Below are 15,507 nucleotides of genomic sequence, written 5' to 3' on the forward strand. Positions count from 1 at the left end.
ATTTCTCCCAGCCACACCCGTTGACATGCGAAACTCCTCCACAACTGGTGTGGAGGAGTCCGACTGACGACGGTCAGGAAGTGCCTTTGACCGACTTGATCAAGAGCTGGGCGACGTCCACGACTTCGAGCGTCTCCTTGGCTTCGCCGTTGTTCTTCTTCTCGTTGATCGCGTCTCCGAGCATCACCATGCAGAACGGGCACGCGGTCGAGACCGTGTCAGGATTCGTGGTCAGCGCCTCGTCCACCCGCTCGGTGTTGATGCGCTTGCCGATGCGCTCCTCCATCCACATGCGCGCGCCGCCGGCGCCGCAGCAGAAGCCGCGGTCCTTGTGGCGGTGCATCTCCTGGGTCTGCACGCCGGGCACCTTCGCCATGATGTCGCGGGGCTGGGAGTAAACCTTGTTGTGGCGGCCGAGGAAGCACGGGTCGTGGTAAGTGATCTTCTCCTCGATCGGCGTGACCGGGGTGAGCAGCCCCTCGTCCACCAGCTTCGACAGCAACTGGGTGTGGTGCACGACCTCGTACGTGCCGCCGAGTTGCGGATATTCGTTGGCCAGGGTGTTGAAGCAGTGGGGGCAGGTGGCCACGATCTTCTTCACGCCCGCCTCGTTGAGCGTCTCGATGTTCTGCTGAGCGAGCATGTTGAACAGGTATTCCATGCCCAGCCGCCGCGCCGGGTCGCCGGAGCACGCCTCCATCGGGCCGAGCACCGCGAACTTCACGCCCGCGATGTGCAGCAGCTCCGCGACCGCCTTGGTGGTCCTCTTGGCCCGGTCTTCGAGCGCGCCCGCGCAGCCCACCCAGAACAGGTATTCGGCGTCCTCGGGCATCTTGTCCTCGACCATCGGCACTTCGAAGTCGAGTTCCTCGATCCAGTCGGCCCGCTTCATCTCGGACATGCCCCACGGGTTGCCCTTGTTCTCCAGGTTCTTCACCATCACGCCCGCCTCGGACGGGAACGACGACTCCACCATCACCTGGTAGCGGCGCATGTCGAGGATGTGGTCGATGTGCTCGATGTCCACCGGGCACTGCTCGACGCAGGCGCCGCAGTTGGTGCAGGACCAGAGCACGTCGGGGTGGATCACGCCCTCCTCGCCGACCAGCGGCTTTTCCAGCAGGGCGAGCACGTCGGTGTCCTTGTGCTCGACGCCGTTGGCCGCCGCCAGCAGGTAGGGGGCCACCGCGAAGGCGTGGTCGCGCTGGTCGAGGATGAGCATCTTCGGCGACAGGGGCTTGTCGGTGTTCCACGCCGGGCACTGGGACTGGCAGCGGCCGCACTCCGTACAGGAGTAGAAGTCGAGGAAGCCCTTCCAGGTGGTGTCGGCGATCTTGCCGCGCCCGAGCCGCTCGGGGTCGAGGTCCTCGTCCTCGAAGTCGACCGCCTTGCCGTCCACGCGCATCTCGGGCGCGCCGCCCATTCCGTCGGGGCGGCGGGAGAAGAGCACGTTGATCGGCGCGGTGAAGATGTGCAGGTGCTTGGAGTTGACCACGATGACCAGGAACACCAGCATGAAGCCGATGTGCAGGAGCAGCGCGATCTCCTCGAGCAGCGAGCTGGCCGGCAGCGCGTCGCCGAGCGCGAGCGAGACGAACGCGCCGGAGGAGTAGGGGAAGTTCCCGTTGGCCGCGGCCGCGCCTCTGGCCAGGAACAACGTCCAGATGATGTTGAAGATCATGAACAGGACGAGCCAGGCGCCGCCGAGGTGCGAGCCGGAGAAGCGGGATTCGCGGCCGAGCGTCTTGGGCGAGTTCTTGATCCGGATGGCGGCGAAGGCGATCAGGCCGAGCACGCACGCCACCGCGATGAAGTCCTGGAGGAAGCCGAGCACGCCCCAGGTGCCGATGAGCGGGATGTGGAAGTCGGGGGTGCCGGTGATCGCGCCCTGGACGATGGCGCCGTACGCCTCGATGTAGACGGTCAGCAGGATGAAGAACGCCCACATGACGAAGAAGTGAGCCACGCCCGACGGCGTCCACTTGAGCAGCTTGCGCTGCCCGAACACCTCGACGAGCTGGGCCTTGATCTCGTCGCCCGCGTGCGCCTTGGCGTAGTCGATCCGCTCGGGAGCGGGTGGGCCCACGGTCGCGAGCCGGTAGAGGAACATCACTCTGCGGCCGGCCACGGCCACCGCCAGGATGGTCATGACGAGCCCGACGATGGCTACCCAGAGCACGGGATCCTCCCACAGACGACGTTGGCTGTCAGCGTACGGTGACCCGCCGATCAGGCGTTCAACCCGATCCTACCCGTGAGTAACTTCAGCGGGTCACGTGACATACCCTAAGGTCATCGCCGCCTCCAGAACAATGCTCTAATCTGGCCCTTCGGGCGCGAAGTAGCGCTGGAGGGTCGGGCCGAGCAGCGCCACCAGCTCGTCATGGGTGGCGCTGGCCATGGGCTCCAGCCTGAGCACGTAACGCGCCATGATCACGCCGAACATCTGCGCGAAGCCCGCCTCGACCCGCAGGTGCGGCACCTGGAGCCGGTCGGCCACCTGGTAGAGCAGGGCGTTGGAGATGAACTCGCGGAACATCGCGGCCGCCTGCTCGTTCGTCATCGCCGAGCGGATCAGCGCCACCATCGGCTCGCGGGTCTCGGCCGAGGCGGTGACGCGCAGGATCATGCGCACCAGCCGCTCGCCGATCTCCGTACGCGGGCCGTCGAGCAGCAGCGGGATGACGTCCTGAGGGGTGATCGGCAGCTGCATCGCCGCGGTGAAGATGCCCTCTTTGGTGTCGAAGTAGTGGTGCACGAGGGCCGGGTCGACCTGGGCCTCCCTGGCGATGCCGCGTACGGTCGCCTTGTCGAAGCCCTTCTCGGCGAACACCCTCCTGGCCGCCGTGAGGATCTCGCCGCGCGTGTCGGCCGAGCCCGGCCTGCGCCCCGGCCGCCGTTTCGCCGGCGTACCGCTCACCGGCCCACCGCCAGGTAGACCCGCATCGGCACGGACAGCACACCCTCGGGGAACGCCGCGCGCAGCTCCACCCGCTGCCGGTCGACCAGCTCGTCGGCCCGCTCCTTGGACAGCGCTGCCATGTAGGAGTGGGAGCGCAGGTCGAGCAGGAAGTGCTCGATGCCGACCAGCCTGGTCCAGGGGATCCAGCGCTCCTCGACCACCTCGAAGGCCGAGGCGATCGGCGGCACCGACCACTCCTCGACCGCCGGCCCCCAGTAGGTCGGAACCGCCTCGGCCAGCCGGGCCTCATAGGCGGCCAGCCACTCGGCCTGGGAGGCGTGGTGGAAGTTCCAGCAGCCCGCGATCGCGCCACCGGGCCGCAGCACCCGCCGCGCCTCGTTGATCGACAGCACGGGGTCCAGCCAGTGCCACGACTGGGCGTACATCACGAGCTGGGCCGTCTCGCCGGCCAGGGGCAGCACGTTGCCGTCGGCCAGCACGGCGGCCACGGGCGCGCCTTCGCCTGCTCGCTCGCCTGCTCGCTCACCTGCTCGCTCGCCTGCTCGCTCACCGGCCTGCTCGTCGGCACGGCTCCTGGACACCAGGCGCGCCAGCATCGGCTCGCCCGGGTCGACCGCCACCACCCGGGCGCCGCGCGCCCTCAGGCCGCGCGTCATGATGCCGGTGCCCGCGCCGACGTCGACCACGGTCGCGCCGTCGAGGTCGACGCCGCTGACCTCGCCCAGCGCGCGGTAGACCTCGTCGGGGTAGCCGGGCCTGCCCTCGTCGTACGCGTCCGCCACCCGGTCGAAGGTCCTGCCCAGGTCCTTGATCGGCCCTGCGTTCATGTGGATGCCGCGTTCATGGAGGTTGCCACCAGGATCATCTAGAAGCCGCCAGGTGCAACCTGGCGAAGGCCAGCCCTTCCGCCAGATCGTCGATCCGTTCGGTGCGGCTGGCCGCCTTCCGGGTGTTGATCTCCAGGACCACGAGCCCCGAGTAGCCGTTGCCGGCCAGCCGCTCCAGCATCGGCGCGCACGGCTGGTTGCCCCTGCCGGGCACCAGGTGCTCGTCCTTGTTCGTCACGCCGAGACCGTCGGCGAGATGGAGGTGCGCGAGCCTGTCGCCGAGCTTGACCGCCATCTCCATGGCGTCGGAGCCCGAGACCGCCGTGTGTGACAGGTCCAGCGTGACCTGGGGGAAGTCGTAGTCGATCGGATTCCAGTCGGGTGAATAGGGCACCACGTCGTTGGCCCTGGCCCGCAAAGGGAACATGTTCTCCACCGCGAACGCGACATCCGTCTCATCCCGCATCCTGGCCAGCCCGGTCTCGAAGTCACGGGCGTAGTCACGCTGCCAGCGGAACGGCGGATGGACCACGACCGTGGAGGCGCCCAGCCGTTCGGCCGCCTTCTGCGCCTTGACGAGCTTTGCCCACGGGTCACGGCCCCAAACCCGCTGGGTCACCAGCAGACAGGGCGCGTGGATGGCCAGCACGGGCACCTGGTAGTGCTCGGACAGCCGCTCGATCACGTCGATGTCCTGGCTCACCGGGTCGGCGCCGACCATGATCTCTACGCCGTCGTATCCCAGGCGCGCGGCCAGCTCGAACGCATCGGGAGTGCGTTCCGGATATACCGAAGCGGTGCTCAGCGCGATCTTCGCGCTGGGCACGCGGATGACATCAGCCACATTGCCAGCCTAAGCCGGAGAAGGCGATCTGGCGCGCGGCCACCCGTGGTGAGCCGTGTCTCAGCGTCTCGTCGGGGACGGCGGCACGCTCGTGACCTCGGCCCCGGCGCCGAACGCGGCCCTTCCCTTGCGGCGACACATCGGGGTCCGCGGGCGCGTCCGAGGCCGCGGCTTTTCCTGGGCGGAGGTGCCTCTACCGTGGTGGCATGTCCCGGATAGCGAAAGGTGCGATCCCCAGCCCCAACATCTGGAACACCCCCCAGACCTACGAGCTGGAGAACCGCGCCGTCGACCCCGACGGCGCGGCCGACGCGGCGATGCGCGCCCTGCGCCCCTGGGGCGGCGCCACCGTCCTCGACATCGGCTGCGGCACCGGCTACCACCTGCCGGTCCTGGCCGCCGAGGCCGCCAGGGTGATCGGCGTGGAGCCGCACGGAGACCTGGCCGCCCTGGCCCGCCGCCGCTGCGCGGACCTGCCCAACGTCAGCGTGCACGCCGCGGCGGCCCAGGACCTGCCGCTGCCCGACGCGGGGGTGGACGTGGCCATCGCGCGGTGGGCGTACTTCTTCGGGCCAGGCTGCGAGCCTGGCCTGCGCGAGCTGTCCCGGGTCGTCCGCCGTGGCGGAGCCGCCTTCGTCCTCGACCTCGACGCGGCGCGGGGGTCGTTCGGCCGCTGGTTCTCCCGTACGGTGCCCACCTACTCCGTCCGCGAGGTCGAGGCGTTCTGGGACCGGCAGGGCTGGCAGCGCCGGCCGCTCGACCTGCGGATGACGTTCCGGCGGCGGGCGGACCTGGAGGCGGTGCTGCGCATCGAGTTCACGCCCGAGGTGGCGGAGCAGGCCATCGCCGAGACGACCGGGCTGGAGCTGGCCTACCCGAACGTCCTGCGCTGGCGCTACTTCTGACCACGACCGCGACGTCGTACTTCACCGCTTGACCTTGACACAGGCGTCAACGTTTACCGTGGACGCATGCGCATCGGTGAGCTGGCGGAACGCACCGGAGTGAGCACCCGCTCGCTCCGCTACTACGAGCAGCACGGGCTCCTCCGCGCCCGCCGCGGCTCCAACGGCTACCGCGACTACGCCGAGGACGACGTCCGGCTGGTGTCCGAGATCCGGGCCCTGCTCCAGATCGGCTTCACGCTGGAGGAGACCAGGCCGTTCGTCGACTGCCTGCGCCGGGGACACAGCACCGGCGGCTCGTGCGCCGAGTCGGTCGAGGTCTACGAGCGCAAGCTGACCGAGATCGACCAGGAGATCCGGGTCCTGCTCGCCCGCCGCGCCGAGGTGGCCGCCCAGCTCGCCCAGTCCTGCCCAGGTTGCTTTGTGAGGGGATGAAGATGATCACGTTGACCACGGACAACTACGAGGAGCAGGTGCTCAGGAGCGACAAGCCGGTGCTGGTCGAGTTCTGGGCCGAGTGGTGCGGGCCGTGCCGGATGGTCGGGCCCGTGCTGGAGCAGATCGAGGCCGAGCACGGCCTGACGATCGGCAAGCTCAACACCGACGAGAACCCCGAGATCATGGCCAGGTACGGGGTGATGGCCGTGCCGACGATGCTGCTGTTCGAGAACGGCGAGCCGGTCAAGCAGATCGTGGGCGCCAAGCCGAAGCGCATGCTCGTCGCGGAGCTGGGCCTGGCGTAGGCCGCCGCGTGCCCGACATGGCCGCGCGGATCCGCTCTCTCGAAGATTGTCGGCCCGAGCCGCTAGCCTGCTCGGCATGGCCAAGACAGCCCAGAAGCCCGGATACCGCTGTGCCGAGTGCGGGTGGCGCACCACGAAGTGGGTCGGCAGGTGCGGCGAGTGCCAGGCGTGGGGCACGGTCGACGAGGAGGGCGCCCGCGCCGGGGTCAACGTCGTCCAGGCGGGCGCGACGACCGCGCCCGCGCTGCCGATCGGCCAGGTCAAGGCCGAGCTGGCGACCGCCCGCACGACCGGCGTGGCCGAGCTCGACCGGGTGCTCGGCGGCGGGCTGGTGCCGGGCGCGGTCGTGCTGCTGGCCGGCGAGCCCGGCATCGGCAAGTCCACCCTCCTGCTGGAGGCCGCGGCCCGCATCGCCGAGCGCGACACCGTCCTCTACGTGACAGGCGAGGAATCCGCGGCCCAGGTGCGCTTGCGGGCCGACCGCATCGGCGCGATCCAGGACCGGCTCTACCTCGCCGCCGAGACCGAGCTGTCGGCCCTGGTGACCCACGTGGAGAAGGTGGAGCCCCGGCTGCTGGTGGTCGACTCGGTCCAGACGATCGGCTCCGCGCAGGCCACCGGCGTGCCGGGCGGGGTGACGCAGGTGCGCGAGGTGGCGGCCAACCTGGTCCGGATGGCCAAGGAGCGCAACATGGCCACCGTCCTGGTGGGCCACGTCACCAAGGAGGGCTCCATCGCCGGCCCCCGCACCCTTGAGCACCTCGTCGACGTGGTGCTCAGCTTCGAGGGCGACCGCCACTCCCGGCTGCGCATGGTGCGCGCGATCAAAAACCGGTTCGGCCCGATCGAGGAGGTCGGCTGCTTCGATCTGCACGAGCGCGGCATCGAGGGCATCACCGACCCGAGCGGGCTGTTCGTCTCCCGGCGCAGCGAGCCGGTCCCCGGCACCTGCGTCACCGTCACCGTCGAGGGCACGCGTCCGCTGCCCGCCGAGGTGCAGGCGCTCGTCGCCCGCACCGACGCCCAGCAGCCCCGGCGCACCTCATCCGGCCTCGACACCTATCGCGTGCAGATGATCCTGGCGGTGCTGGAGCGCCGGCTCAACGCCCGGCTCGGCGGCTGCGACGTGTTCACCGCGACGGTCGGCGGCATCAAACTGTCCGATCCTGCGGTCGATCTGTCCGTCATGCTCGCCGTGGCCAGCGCCGCCGGCGACAAGCCGCTGCCGTCCGGCCTGGTGGCGCTGGGCGAGGTGGGGCTGGCGGGCGAGTTGCGCCCGGTCAAGGACGTGCGCAGGCGGCTGACGGAGGCCGCGCGCCTGGGTTTCAAGCGCGCCCTCGTGCCCGCCGGATCCCTCGAAGAGGCCGGTCGCAGACGTGGCGGGCAGCGAGCTCTGGTGCCGGTGGGGCCGGTGGCGTTCGCGCCCGGGTTCGAGGTGGTCCAGGCGGAGAACGTCTGGGACGCACTCACACACGTCACATGAGCACGGCTAAGCTGAGGTGACCGATCGACACGGGGGTCAGGTGGACAGGAGTCTTGACGACCGCCGTCGCGAAGCCTTGGCCGCTGTGGCGCCGGGCACACCTCTGCGCGACGGCCTGGAGCGAATCCTGCGCGGACAGACCGGCGGGCTGATCGTCCTCGGCTACAACGAGGTCGTCGAAGAGGTCTGCAGCGGCGGCTTCCTGCTCGACGTCGACTTCTCGGCCACCCGGCTGCGCGAGCTGGCCAAGATGGACGGCGCCATCGTGGTGAGCGGTGACCACAAGATCGTCCGCGCGGCCGTGCACCTCGTGCCCGACCCCGCCATCCCCACCGACGAGTCCGGCACCCGCCACCGCACCGCGCAGCGCGTCGCCCTGCAGACGGGCCTGCCGATCATCGCCATCAGCAAGTCGATGCGCATCATCGCCCTCTACCTCGACGGCATCCGCTACGTCCTGGAGGAGTCGGCGGCCATCCTGTCCAAGGCCAACCAGGCCCTGGCCACGCTCGAACGCTACAAGCACCGCCTCGACGAGGTCTCCGGCACCCTGTCGGCCCTGGAGATCGAAGACCTGGTCACGGTCAGAGACGTGGCCGCCGTGGCGCAGCGCCTGGAGATGGTCCGCCGCATCTCCGACGAGATCAAGGGCTACGTGGTCGAGCTCGGCACCGACGGCCGGCTGCTCTCCCTGCAGCTCGACGAGCTCGTGGCCGGCGTCGACTCCGAGCGCGAGCTGGTCATCCGCGACTACCTCCCCGCCCCCGCCGGCCGCCGCCAGCGCCGGCTGCTCGAAGCCCTGCACGAGCTGGACAAGTTGTCGGGCAACGAGCTCCTCGACCTCTCGGTCGTCGCCCGCGTCCTCGGCCACACCGGCAGCGACCAGCTGGAGAGCCCGGTCAGCCCGCGCGGCTTCCGCCTGCTGGCCAAGGTCCCACGGCTGCCCGCGACGGTGGTCGACCGGCTGGTCAACCACTTCGGCGGCCTGCAGAAGCTGCTGGCCGCCAGCATCGACGACCTCCAGGCGGTCGGCGGCGTCGGGGAGTCCAGGGCTCGCAGCGTCCGCGAGGGCCTGTCCCGCCTCGCCGAGTCCTCCATCCTCGAACGCTACGTCTGACTCCCCCTTCCGCCTGCTCAGCGGAGGTGGAAGACCCCCTTGGTGCTGCGCATCCTCCCCATCCGCACCGTCGCCACGTACGTCCCCGGCAAGGCCACCGACGGGGTCGCGCGGCAGTCGGAGCTCGACCGCCGCCGATCCCACTCCAGCGACCGCACGTACGGAACTCCCCGCTGCAGTTGCCTGACCTCCGTGCCCTCACCGCTCACACAGTCGGCCGTGGACCAGATGCGGTCGGCGCCCGAGGTGATGCGGATCTCCATCGCCCGCGGCCCCACGTCGGCGGTGCACATGACCGTGCCCGTGTTCACCAGCGTGACCATGAAGCTGGGACGGGAGTCGCCCGGGTAGATCTGCTCCTTGCCGCCCTGGAGGCTGAGCACCAGGTCCTGCTCGGGGCACGGCTCCCCCGGCCGCCTGGGCCGCTGGGTGGGCGTCGCCTTCGGGGTGGGGGTGGCGGGCGTGGGACTGGCCGTGCCCATGGCGAGCGTACGCAGCCCCGCGAGCAGCGGGTCGACGGAGGGCGTGGCGCTGACGCTCGCGCTCGGCGAGGTCTGCGCGCTGGACGAGCGCTCAGGGCCGCTGCCGCTTGAGCACGCCCACGCCACAACGGCCACCACGACGAGCACCGCCACCAGAAGGCTCATCCGGCGCCGCCAGTAGATGTCACCGCCGTCGCCACGCATCGTATCCGGGTCCATACACCAAGTCTGGTGACGGGTCAGCGACGGTGAGTGACGACACGCCGAGTCTTGGCCATCACGGAATACGCTTGACCGCGTGGTCGAGCCGAACCTCCTGCACACCGCCGTTCTGGACTGGTACGCGGACAACGCCCGCGATCTCCCCTGGCGTGCCCCCGACGCGACGCCGTGGGGGGTGCTGGTGAGCGAGATCATGCTCCAGCAGACCCCGGTCGTCCGCGTCCTGCCCATCTGGCACGAGTGGATGGAACGCTGGCCCACCCCGAAGGCACTCGCGGCCGAGCAACCCGGCGAGGCCGTCCGCCATTGGGGCCGCCTCGGCTACCCGCGCCGGGCCCTGCGCCTGCACGCCTGCGCCAAGGCCATCACCGACGAACACGGGGGCGAGGTGCCGTCCGACCACGAGACCCTGCTGGCGCTGCCCGGCATCGGCGAATACACCGCCGCCGCGGTCGCCAGCTTCGCCTACGGGGGCCGGCACGCCGTGCTCGACACCAACGTGCGGCGGGTGTTCGCCAGGGCGGTGCGCGCGGAGGAATACCCGCCGACCGCCACCTCGGCGGCCGAACGGCGGCTGGCCGAAGCGCTGCTGCCCGAGCTGGGCGCGGCCCGGTGGGGGGTGGCCGTGATGGAGCTGGGCGCCCTGGTGTGCACGGCCCGCGCGCCCCGCTGCGCCGACTGCCCGATCACCCACGTGTGCGCGTGGCGGCTGGCCGGCAAACCACCGCACGCGGGCCCGCCGCGCAAGGGCCAGACGTACGCGGGCACCGACCGCCAGTGCCGCGGCCGCCTGCTCGAAGTGCTGCGCAACGCGCACGGCCCGGTCCCGAAGGCGGCGCTCGACGCGGTGTGGGACGACGCCCCGCAACGCGAACGCGCTCTGGACGGTTTGATCGCGGACGGCCTGGCCGAAGTCCTCCCCGACGACACTTACCGCCTCCCCCACACCTGACCCACAGCCCCACCGATTCACGAACCACCACCGCACCCCAGGAGGCCGTTCACCGCACCCAGAGCGGGACCAGGCGTTCGGTGTCCCTGGGGGCCAGGGCGCAGGCGTCCGGCTCCGACACGCCGCTCGGGTCGCAGACCCGAGCCCCGGCCGGCGCGACCACGACCGACACGAACCCGTGCTCGGCGACTCCTCTCACGCGATCCACGGCGGCACGCCGTACTCGGTGCCGTCGGCGGTGAACGCCCTGGCCCCGGCCGCAGCCGTAACTACGGCCGTGTAGCCGGTCGCGGGGTCGGCGAGGACTCGCCGCACCGTACGAGCGGGCATGACGACCGTGTCACCGGCCGTCACCTCGAAACGCTCCCCACCCAGCTCGACCGTCGCCGCCCCGGCGACCCAGCTCCACACCTGCTCCACGTCGAAGTCGTGCACGGGCCCCTCGGCGCCCGGCTTGGCCTCGACCTTCCACAGGGCCCTTGAGGCCCCTCCCTGTGTCGGCGAGGCGAGCGTCGTCATGACCCCGCCAGGAGTCTCCGACCGCCGCGCCTCAGCCGCATGGATGACGGCCATGCCACATACCCCCTAAGATAGGCAACCACGTTGTCCATATAGTTAACCAGGTTGTCTATCGTGTCAAGCCATGGCTTCGAACTGCCGCTACGCCTGCTGCTCGCGTTCCGGATGCTGATCGACGAGCTGCACGCCGAGCTCGCCCGGCAGGGTCATCCCGACATCAGGCCCATGCACGGCTTCGTCATGCAGGCGATCGGCCCGGACGGCACCACCGCCGTCGAGCTGGGCCGTACGCTGGGCGTCTCCAAACAGGCCGCGGGCAAGACCATCGACACCCTGGAACGCATCGGCTACGTCGACCGCACCACGGACGCCCGCGACACCAGACGCAAGATCGTCCGCCTCACCCCGTACGGCATGGACGCCCTCAACCGCTCAGCCCGCATCTTCGACACCCTGCGCGCCCGCTGGGCCGACGAACTGGGCGAAGACCGCCTGAACGCCCTGGAAGCCGACCTGCGCACGATGACGCCGGGCAACCCGTGGCGCCTGGACACCCCCGGCTGGTTCGGCAACCTCTGACCCACCTCCACACCGAGGCCCCCTCCTCGGCCTCCTTACCCAGGGCGACGCCTGGTCTCAGGATCAGACCTGACGCCCTCCATCCACCCGTTCCCATCGGCGACGGCCAGCGCCCGTGCCTGCCGCACCTGTACGCGAACGTCACCCCCGACCGGAGGAACCGAGGTGCCGAGCAGATCTCCGGGATGCAGGCAGGTCAACGGGCCGCTCGCGGTGTCGACGTCCACCCGGGTGGCGATGCCGAGCGCGACAGTACGACGCAGCGTTCCGGCCACCGGCCGTACGTCATCATCGCCCTGACCCGCGACGAAGTCGGACGAGTCGAGGATGAGATGCGTGTGCTCGGGCCGGGCCACGAGCGGATGGGGGCGGCCGGTGAGCGCCGGCGGGAGCAGGTTCGTGTACCCGAGCAGCCGGGCCGTGTCGGCGTCACTGGGATGGTCGAGCACCTCGGCGGTCGGGCCGTGCTGGCGGATGCGGCCGCCGATCAGCAGCGCGGTGTCCTCGGCCAGGGCGAGCGCCTCCTGCCGGTCGTGGGTGACCATGATCGTGGCGGTGGGCTGCCCGCTCAGCGCGGCACGCAGGTCGGCGATCAGGTCGGCGCGGATGGTGCTGTCCAGCCCGGTGAACGGCTCGTCGAGCAACAGCACCTTGGGCCCGACCGCGAGCGCGCGGGTGATGCTGACCCGCTGGGCCTCGCCGATCGACAGACCGCGAACGTCCCGGTCGGCGAACGGCACGAGGCCGAGCGCCTCCATCCACGGCCACGCGCGCAGCCGGGCCTCACGCCGGCTCATCCCACGGAACCGCAGCCCGCTGATCACGTTGGCGGCGACCGTGCCACGGCGCAGGATCGGCCGTTGCAGCACGGCCGCGATGGCGTGGCGCATCAGCGGCCGGGTCGCGGGCCGGCCGTCGAGCAGGATCCGCCCGCTGACACGGTGACTGCTGAGCAGGCCCAGCGCACGCAGCAGGGTCGACTTGCCGGCTCCGTTCGGACCGAGCACGGCCAGCGTGCGTCCTGACGCGACGTCCAGCTCAGGCACGCTGAGCAGTTCGCGGTCGCCGGCACGCACACACAGGTCCCGGCAGCCAATCCCCGCACTCAGGCCGCTCACCGCATCCCCGACATCCCGGCCGCCCACCGCGCCCCCGGCGCTCGGGCCGCTCATCGCGGCTCTGCCCGCTGCTGCTGGACGAGGGTCAGTGTCAGGTTCACGCCGAACGCGATCACCAGCAGAATGAGCCCGAACGCGATCGCGAGCGAAAACTGCCCCCGGCTCGTGGCCAGAACCGCGGCAGTGGTGAGCACCCGGGTCTGCCCGACCAGGTTCCCCCCGACCATCTGCGCGGCCCCGACCTCGCTCACCACCGCCCCGAAAGCGGCCATCGTCCCGGCGAACAGCGGCAGCCTGGCCTCTCCGAGCAGCGCCGCGAACGCCCGCACCTGGTTCGCTCCCAAAGCCTGCATCTGTACGCGGAAGTCGGGATCGACCTGTTGCAGCGCGGCCGCGACCAGCGCGATCACGACGGGAGTGGCGATGGCGGCCTGGGCGATGATCATCGCGGTCGGCGTGTAGAGCAGCCCGAGCCCGCCCAGCGGCCCGCTGCGCCACAGCAGCACGGTCACGAACAGGCCGACCACCACCGGCGGCATGCCCATCCCCGTGTTGGCCGCCGCCAGCAGCACCCGCCGGCCGGGAAAGCGGGCCAGCGCCACGATCGCGCCCAGCGGCAGCCCCACCAGCAGGGCGATCGCGGTCGCCGTCAACGAGACGCGCAGCGTCAGCGCGATGATCGACCAGCTGTCCTCGTCCCCCGACAGCAGCAGCTTGATCGCGTCCACGAACCCGTCGAACAGCACGTCCATCAAGCGACCTCCCGGACGGTGCTCACTCGCCCAGCTTCGCTTCGTCCTTGCCGGCGTCCGGAGTGAACAGCGGCTGGCCGAACTTCGCCCGCCCGAACTCGCCGATGAGCCGCTGCGCGGCCGGAGCGACGATCCAGTCCGCGAACGCCTTGGCGCCGTCGGCCCGCACCCTGCCGCCGGCCTTCTGAGTCATCTCGATGACGTGGTAGAGGTTCAGCAGACCCGGGTCGCCCTCGCTGAGCACCTCCAGCTCCAGGGACTCGCGCTGGCTGAGGTACGTGGCCCGATCCGACAGGGTGTAGCCGGCCTTCTCACCGGCGACCCGCAGCGTCGCACCCATGCCCTGGCCGGTGGACTGGTACCAGGAGCCGCCCGGGGTCACGCCGGCCTGGGACCAGAGGCCCTTCTCCTTGGCATGCGTGCCCGACTCGTCGCCCCGCGAGACGAAGACCGCCTTGGTGTCAGCGATCTTCTTCATCGCGTCCGCGCTGCTCGTTCCCCGTACGCCGGCGGGGTCGGCCTTCGGGCCGAGCAGGACGAAGTCGTTGTGCATCACCAGCCGCCGGGCGCCGGCGCTGCCCTCGGCGACGAACTTCTCCTCCGCCTCCGGCGAATGCACCAGCAGCGCGTCCGCCTCCCCGCGCCGCCCCAGCTCGATGGCCTGCCCGCTGCCGACCGCCACGGTCTTGACCTGCCAGCCGCTCTCGCGGGTGAACACCGGCAGCAGCTCGTCGAGCAGGCCGCTGTCCTGGGTGCTGGTCGTGGTGGCCAGGATGAGCGACTTCTCCGCCGGAGCCGCCGGAGCCGCCGACGCGCTCGCGGAGGGCCCGCCGGCGGAGGGGGTGGTCCCGCATCCGGCCAGGAGAACCGCCACGATCCAGGCGATACCGATCAGGATCCCTCTACGCATGGCTGTGACCCTATCTGCGCTACTTCAGAGTAGTGCAAGGGTAAGTTATTGCGACGTGACCCGATATCGGGAGATCTGCAGCGACCTCGCCCACCAGATAAGCGCCGGCACCCTCCACCCCGGCGACGAACTGCCGGGGGTGCGCGAGCTCGCCCAGCAGTGGCGTACCACCGCCTCCACCGTCAGCCGCGCCCAGCGGCGGCTGGCCGACGCCGGGGTGCTCGAACTCGCCGAACGCCGCCGCGCCCGCGTGGCGCCCGGCGCCGCGCTCGCCGCCCGGCGTTTCCTGCACGAGGACCAGGTCTTCACCCTGGCCGGCAGTGACGACCCCGCGCTCGACCTCCTCGCAGGAATGTTGTCCGGCCAGTTGAAGATCACCCAGCGCGAGGGCAGCGTCTCCGGCCTCGCCGCGGTACGCGAGGGCCGCGCCGACGGGGCCGCGATCCATCTGCTGCACCACACCGGCGTCTACAACGCGCCCTTCGCGCGCGGCATGCTGCGCGGCCTCGAACCGCACCTGATCCACCTATGGCGACGCGAGCAGGGGCTGATCGTGCTACCGGGCAACCCGGGCCGCATCACCGGCATAGCCGACCTCGCGAACCGGCGCATCTCCACCCGCCGCCCCGGCACCGGAACCAGGATCCTGCTCGACCGCCTGCTCCTCGCCGCCGGCCTGGACCCGGACGACCTCAGGGGGCCGCAGGTCGGCACCCATCTGGAGGTCGCCCTGGCCGTGGCCACCGGCACAGTCGACGCCGGCCTCGGCATCCGCTCGGCCGCCATCGGCCTGGACCTCGACTTCGTCCCTCTGACGTGGGAGGACTTCGACATCGGGCTGGTCAGAAACGGCCTCGACCCGGCGGCCCACCTCATCGCCGCACTCCAGACCCCGGCCCTGCGCGAGAAGATCACCGCCCTCGGCGGCTACGACACGTCCCGCTCCGGCGAACTCACCGAACTCCCCGAACTCACCGAACTTGCCGAACTTGCCGACACAGAACGACCGGCGTCCGCGCAGCGCGGGGCGGACGCGGGGGTCCTCCCCGACGCGGCCAGGTGGAGACCCACGCGGGGCAGATTGTTAGGCGCCCAGGCCCGCACCGCGGCCAGCAGCGACACCACCCCCCC

18 protein-coding genes are annotated in these 15,507 nt (G+C 70.7%); 8 read left to right on the forward strand and 10 right to left on the reverse strand.

Going from position 1 to position 15,507, the window contains the following annotated elements:
* Positions 1 to 73 precede the first annotated feature (73 nt).
* From AB0C28_RS23925 to AB0C28_RS23940, 4 genes are all read right to left on the reverse strand, one after another.
* Positions 74 to 2,179 (reverse strand): (Fe-S)-binding protein, encoded by a 2,106-nt coding sequence (locus tag AB0C28_RS23925; RefSeq protein ID WP_358077349.1) that lies wholly within the window; start codon positions 2,177 to 2,179, stop codon positions 74 to 76.
* Between the two features lie 138 nt (positions 2,180 to 2,317).
* Positions 2,318 to 2,920, reverse strand: coding sequence for a TetR family transcriptional regulator (locus tag AB0C28_RS23930; protein ID WP_357846583.1), 603 nt, complete (start codon positions 2,918 to 2,920; stop codon positions 2,318 to 2,320).
* Complete coding sequence (locus AB0C28_RS23935) at positions 2,917 to 3,750, reverse strand: class I SAM-dependent methyltransferase (RefSeq protein ID WP_358077352.1); 834 nt, start codon at positions 3,748 to 3,750, stop codon at positions 2,917 to 2,919. The genes AB0C28_RS23930 and AB0C28_RS23935 overlap by 4 nt, the downstream gene beginning before the upstream one ends.
* 34 nt (positions 3,751 to 3,784) lie before the next feature.
* Positions 3,785 to 4,594 (reverse strand): sugar phosphate isomerase/epimerase, encoded by an 810-nt coding sequence (locus AB0C28_RS23940; protein ID WP_346100837.1) that lies wholly within the window; start codon positions 4,592 to 4,594, stop codon positions 3,785 to 3,787.
* Positions 4,595 to 4,800: 206 nt separating this feature from the next.
* Here AB0C28_RS23940 and AB0C28_RS23945 point away from each other — a divergent pair, with 206 nt between their 5' ends.
* From AB0C28_RS23945 to disA, 5 genes are all read left to right on the forward strand, one after another.
* Complete coding sequence (locus AB0C28_RS23945) at positions 4,801 to 5,499, forward strand: class I SAM-dependent methyltransferase (RefSeq protein ID WP_357846588.1); 699 nt, start codon at positions 4,801 to 4,803, stop codon at positions 5,497 to 5,499.
* A gap of 66 nt (positions 5,500 to 5,565) precedes the next feature.
* A complete protein-coding gene (locus AB0C28_RS23950) occupies positions 5,566 to 5,934 on the forward strand; it encodes a MerR family transcriptional regulator (RefSeq protein ID WP_346100835.1) in 369 nt (122 codons plus the stop codon).
* Positions 5,935 to 5,936: 2 nt separating this feature from the next.
* Positions 5,937 to 6,242 (forward strand): thioredoxin, encoded by a 306-nt coding sequence (trxA, locus tag AB0C28_RS23955; RefSeq protein ID WP_357846590.1) that lies wholly within the window; start codon positions 5,937 to 5,939, stop codon positions 6,240 to 6,242.
* A gap of 76 nt (positions 6,243 to 6,318) precedes the next feature.
* The gene (gene radA, locus AB0C28_RS23960; RefSeq protein WP_357846592.1) at positions 6,319 to 7,725 is read left to right on the forward strand and encodes a DNA repair protein RadA; all 1,407 of its coding nucleotides are present in this window, start codon (positions 6,319 to 6,321) and stop codon (positions 7,723 to 7,725) included.
* A gap of 40 nt (positions 7,726 to 7,765) precedes the next feature.
* Positions 7,766 to 8,842, forward strand: a complete 1,077-nt coding sequence (disA, locus tag AB0C28_RS23965) for a DNA integrity scanning diadenylate cyclase DisA (protein ID WP_357846594.1) — start codon at positions 7,766 to 7,768, stop codon at positions 8,840 to 8,842.
* Positions 8,843 to 8,859: 17 nt separating this feature from the next.
* Here the strand turns inward: disA and AB0C28_RS23970 are convergent, their stop codons facing one another.
* On the reverse strand, positions 8,860 to 9,543 hold the full coding sequence (locus AB0C28_RS23970) for a hypothetical protein (protein ID WP_357846596.1): 684 nt from the start codon (positions 9,541 to 9,543) through the stop codon (positions 8,860 to 8,862).
* 79 nt (positions 9,544 to 9,622) lie between these two features.
* Between AB0C28_RS23970 and AB0C28_RS23975 the strand changes: the two genes are divergently transcribed.
* The gene (locus AB0C28_RS23975; protein ID WP_357846598.1) at positions 9,623 to 10,498 is read left to right on the forward strand and encodes an A/G-specific adenine glycosylase; all 876 of its coding nucleotides are present in this window, start codon (positions 9,623 to 9,625) and stop codon (positions 10,496 to 10,498) included.
* 49 nt (positions 10,499 to 10,547) lie between these two features.
* Here the strand turns inward: AB0C28_RS23975 and AB0C28_RS23980 are convergent, their stop codons facing one another.
* Both AB0C28_RS23980 and AB0C28_RS23985 read right to left on the reverse strand, forming a co-directional pair.
* Positions 10,548 to 10,697, reverse strand: a complete 150-nt coding sequence (locus AB0C28_RS23980) for a hypothetical protein (RefSeq protein WP_358077355.1) — start codon at positions 10,695 to 10,697, stop codon at positions 10,548 to 10,550.
* Positions 10,694 to 11,071 carry a cupin domain-containing protein gene (locus AB0C28_RS23985; RefSeq protein ID WP_346100830.1) on the reverse strand — a complete coding sequence of 126 codons (378 nt, stop codon included), beginning with the start codon at positions 11,069 to 11,071 and terminating at the stop codon, positions 10,694 to 10,696. Before AB0C28_RS23985 ends, AB0C28_RS23980 begins: the two co-directional genes overlap by 4 nt.
* A gap of 60 nt (positions 11,072 to 11,131) precedes the next feature.
* Between AB0C28_RS23985 and AB0C28_RS23990 the strand changes: the two genes are divergently transcribed.
* The gene (locus tag AB0C28_RS23990; protein WP_358077357.1) at positions 11,132 to 11,596 is read left to right on the forward strand and encodes a MarR family transcriptional regulator; all 465 of its coding nucleotides are present in this window, start codon (positions 11,132 to 11,134) and stop codon (positions 11,594 to 11,596) included.
* Between the two features lie 35 nt (positions 11,597 to 11,631).
* On the opposite strand, the gene AB0C28_RS23995 is transcribed toward AB0C28_RS23990, so the two are convergent.
* The 3 genes from AB0C28_RS23995 to AB0C28_RS24005 all read right to left on the reverse strand — a co-directional run bounded on the left by AB0C28_RS23995 (position 11,632) and on the right by AB0C28_RS24005 (position 14,376).
* Complete coding sequence (locus AB0C28_RS23995) at positions 11,632 to 12,672, reverse strand: ABC transporter ATP-binding protein (protein WP_358077360.1); 1,041 nt, start codon at positions 12,670 to 12,672, stop codon at positions 11,632 to 11,634.
* 92 nt (positions 12,673 to 12,764) lie between these two features.
* Positions 12,765 to 13,466 (reverse strand): ABC transporter permease, encoded by a 702-nt coding sequence (locus AB0C28_RS24000; RefSeq protein ID WP_357846606.1) that lies wholly within the window; start codon positions 13,464 to 13,466, stop codon positions 12,765 to 12,767.
* A 22-nt stretch (positions 13,467 to 13,488) separates the two neighbouring features.
* A complete protein-coding gene (locus tag AB0C28_RS24005; RefSeq protein WP_358077363.1) occupies positions 13,489 to 14,376 on the reverse strand; it encodes a substrate-binding domain-containing protein in 888 nt (295 codons plus the stop codon).
* A 55-nt stretch (positions 14,377 to 14,431) separates the two neighbouring features.
* Here AB0C28_RS24005 and AB0C28_RS24010 point away from each other — a divergent pair.
* The coding region (locus AB0C28_RS24010) for a substrate-binding domain-containing protein (RefSeq protein ID WP_358077366.1) at positions 14,432 to 15,507 on the forward strand (1,076 nt) is incomplete at its 3' end.

The organism is Nonomuraea sp. NPDC048892, from assembly GCF_040649735.1.
GTDB lineage: Bacteria > Actinomycetota > Actinomycetes > Streptosporangiales > Streptosporangiaceae > Nonomuraea > Nonomuraea maheshkhaliensis.

Excerpts from the sequence above, each read along its gene's own strand:
- AB0C28_RS23935 (WP_358077352.1), bottom strand. The coding sequence starts at position 3,750 with ATGAACGCAGGGCCGATCAAGGACCTGGGCAGGACCTTCGACCGGGTG.
- AB0C28_RS23945 (WP_357846588.1), top strand. The coding sequence starts at position 4,801 with ATGTCCCGGATAGCGAAAGGTGCGATCCCCAGCCCCAACATCTGGAAC.
- AB0C28_RS23950 (WP_346100835.1), top strand. The coding sequence starts at position 5,566 with ATGCGCATCGGTGAGCTGGCGGAACGCACCGGAGTGAGCACCCGCTCG.
- trxA (WP_357846590.1), top strand. The coding sequence starts at position 5,937 with ATGATCACGTTGACCACGGACAACTACGAGGAGCAGGTGCTCAGGAGC.
- radA (WP_357846592.1), top strand. The coding sequence starts at position 6,319 with ATGGCCAAGACAGCCCAGAAGCCCGGATACCGCTGTGCCGAGTGCGGG.
- AB0C28_RS23970 (WP_357846596.1), bottom strand. The coding sequence starts at position 9,543 with ATGGACCCGGATACGATGCGTGGCGACGGCGGTGACATCTACTGGCGG.
- AB0C28_RS23985 (WP_346100830.1), bottom strand. The coding sequence starts at position 11,071 with ATGGCCGTCATCCATGCGGCTGAGGCGCGGCGGTCGGAGACTCCTGGC.
- AB0C28_RS24000 (WP_357846606.1), bottom strand. The coding sequence starts at position 13,466 with ATGGACGTGCTGTTCGACGGGTTCGTGGACGCGATCAAGCTGCTGCTG.
- AB0C28_RS24005 (WP_358077363.1), bottom strand. The coding sequence starts at position 14,376 with ATGCGTAGAGGGATCCTGATCGGTATCGCCTGGATCGTGGCGGTTCTC.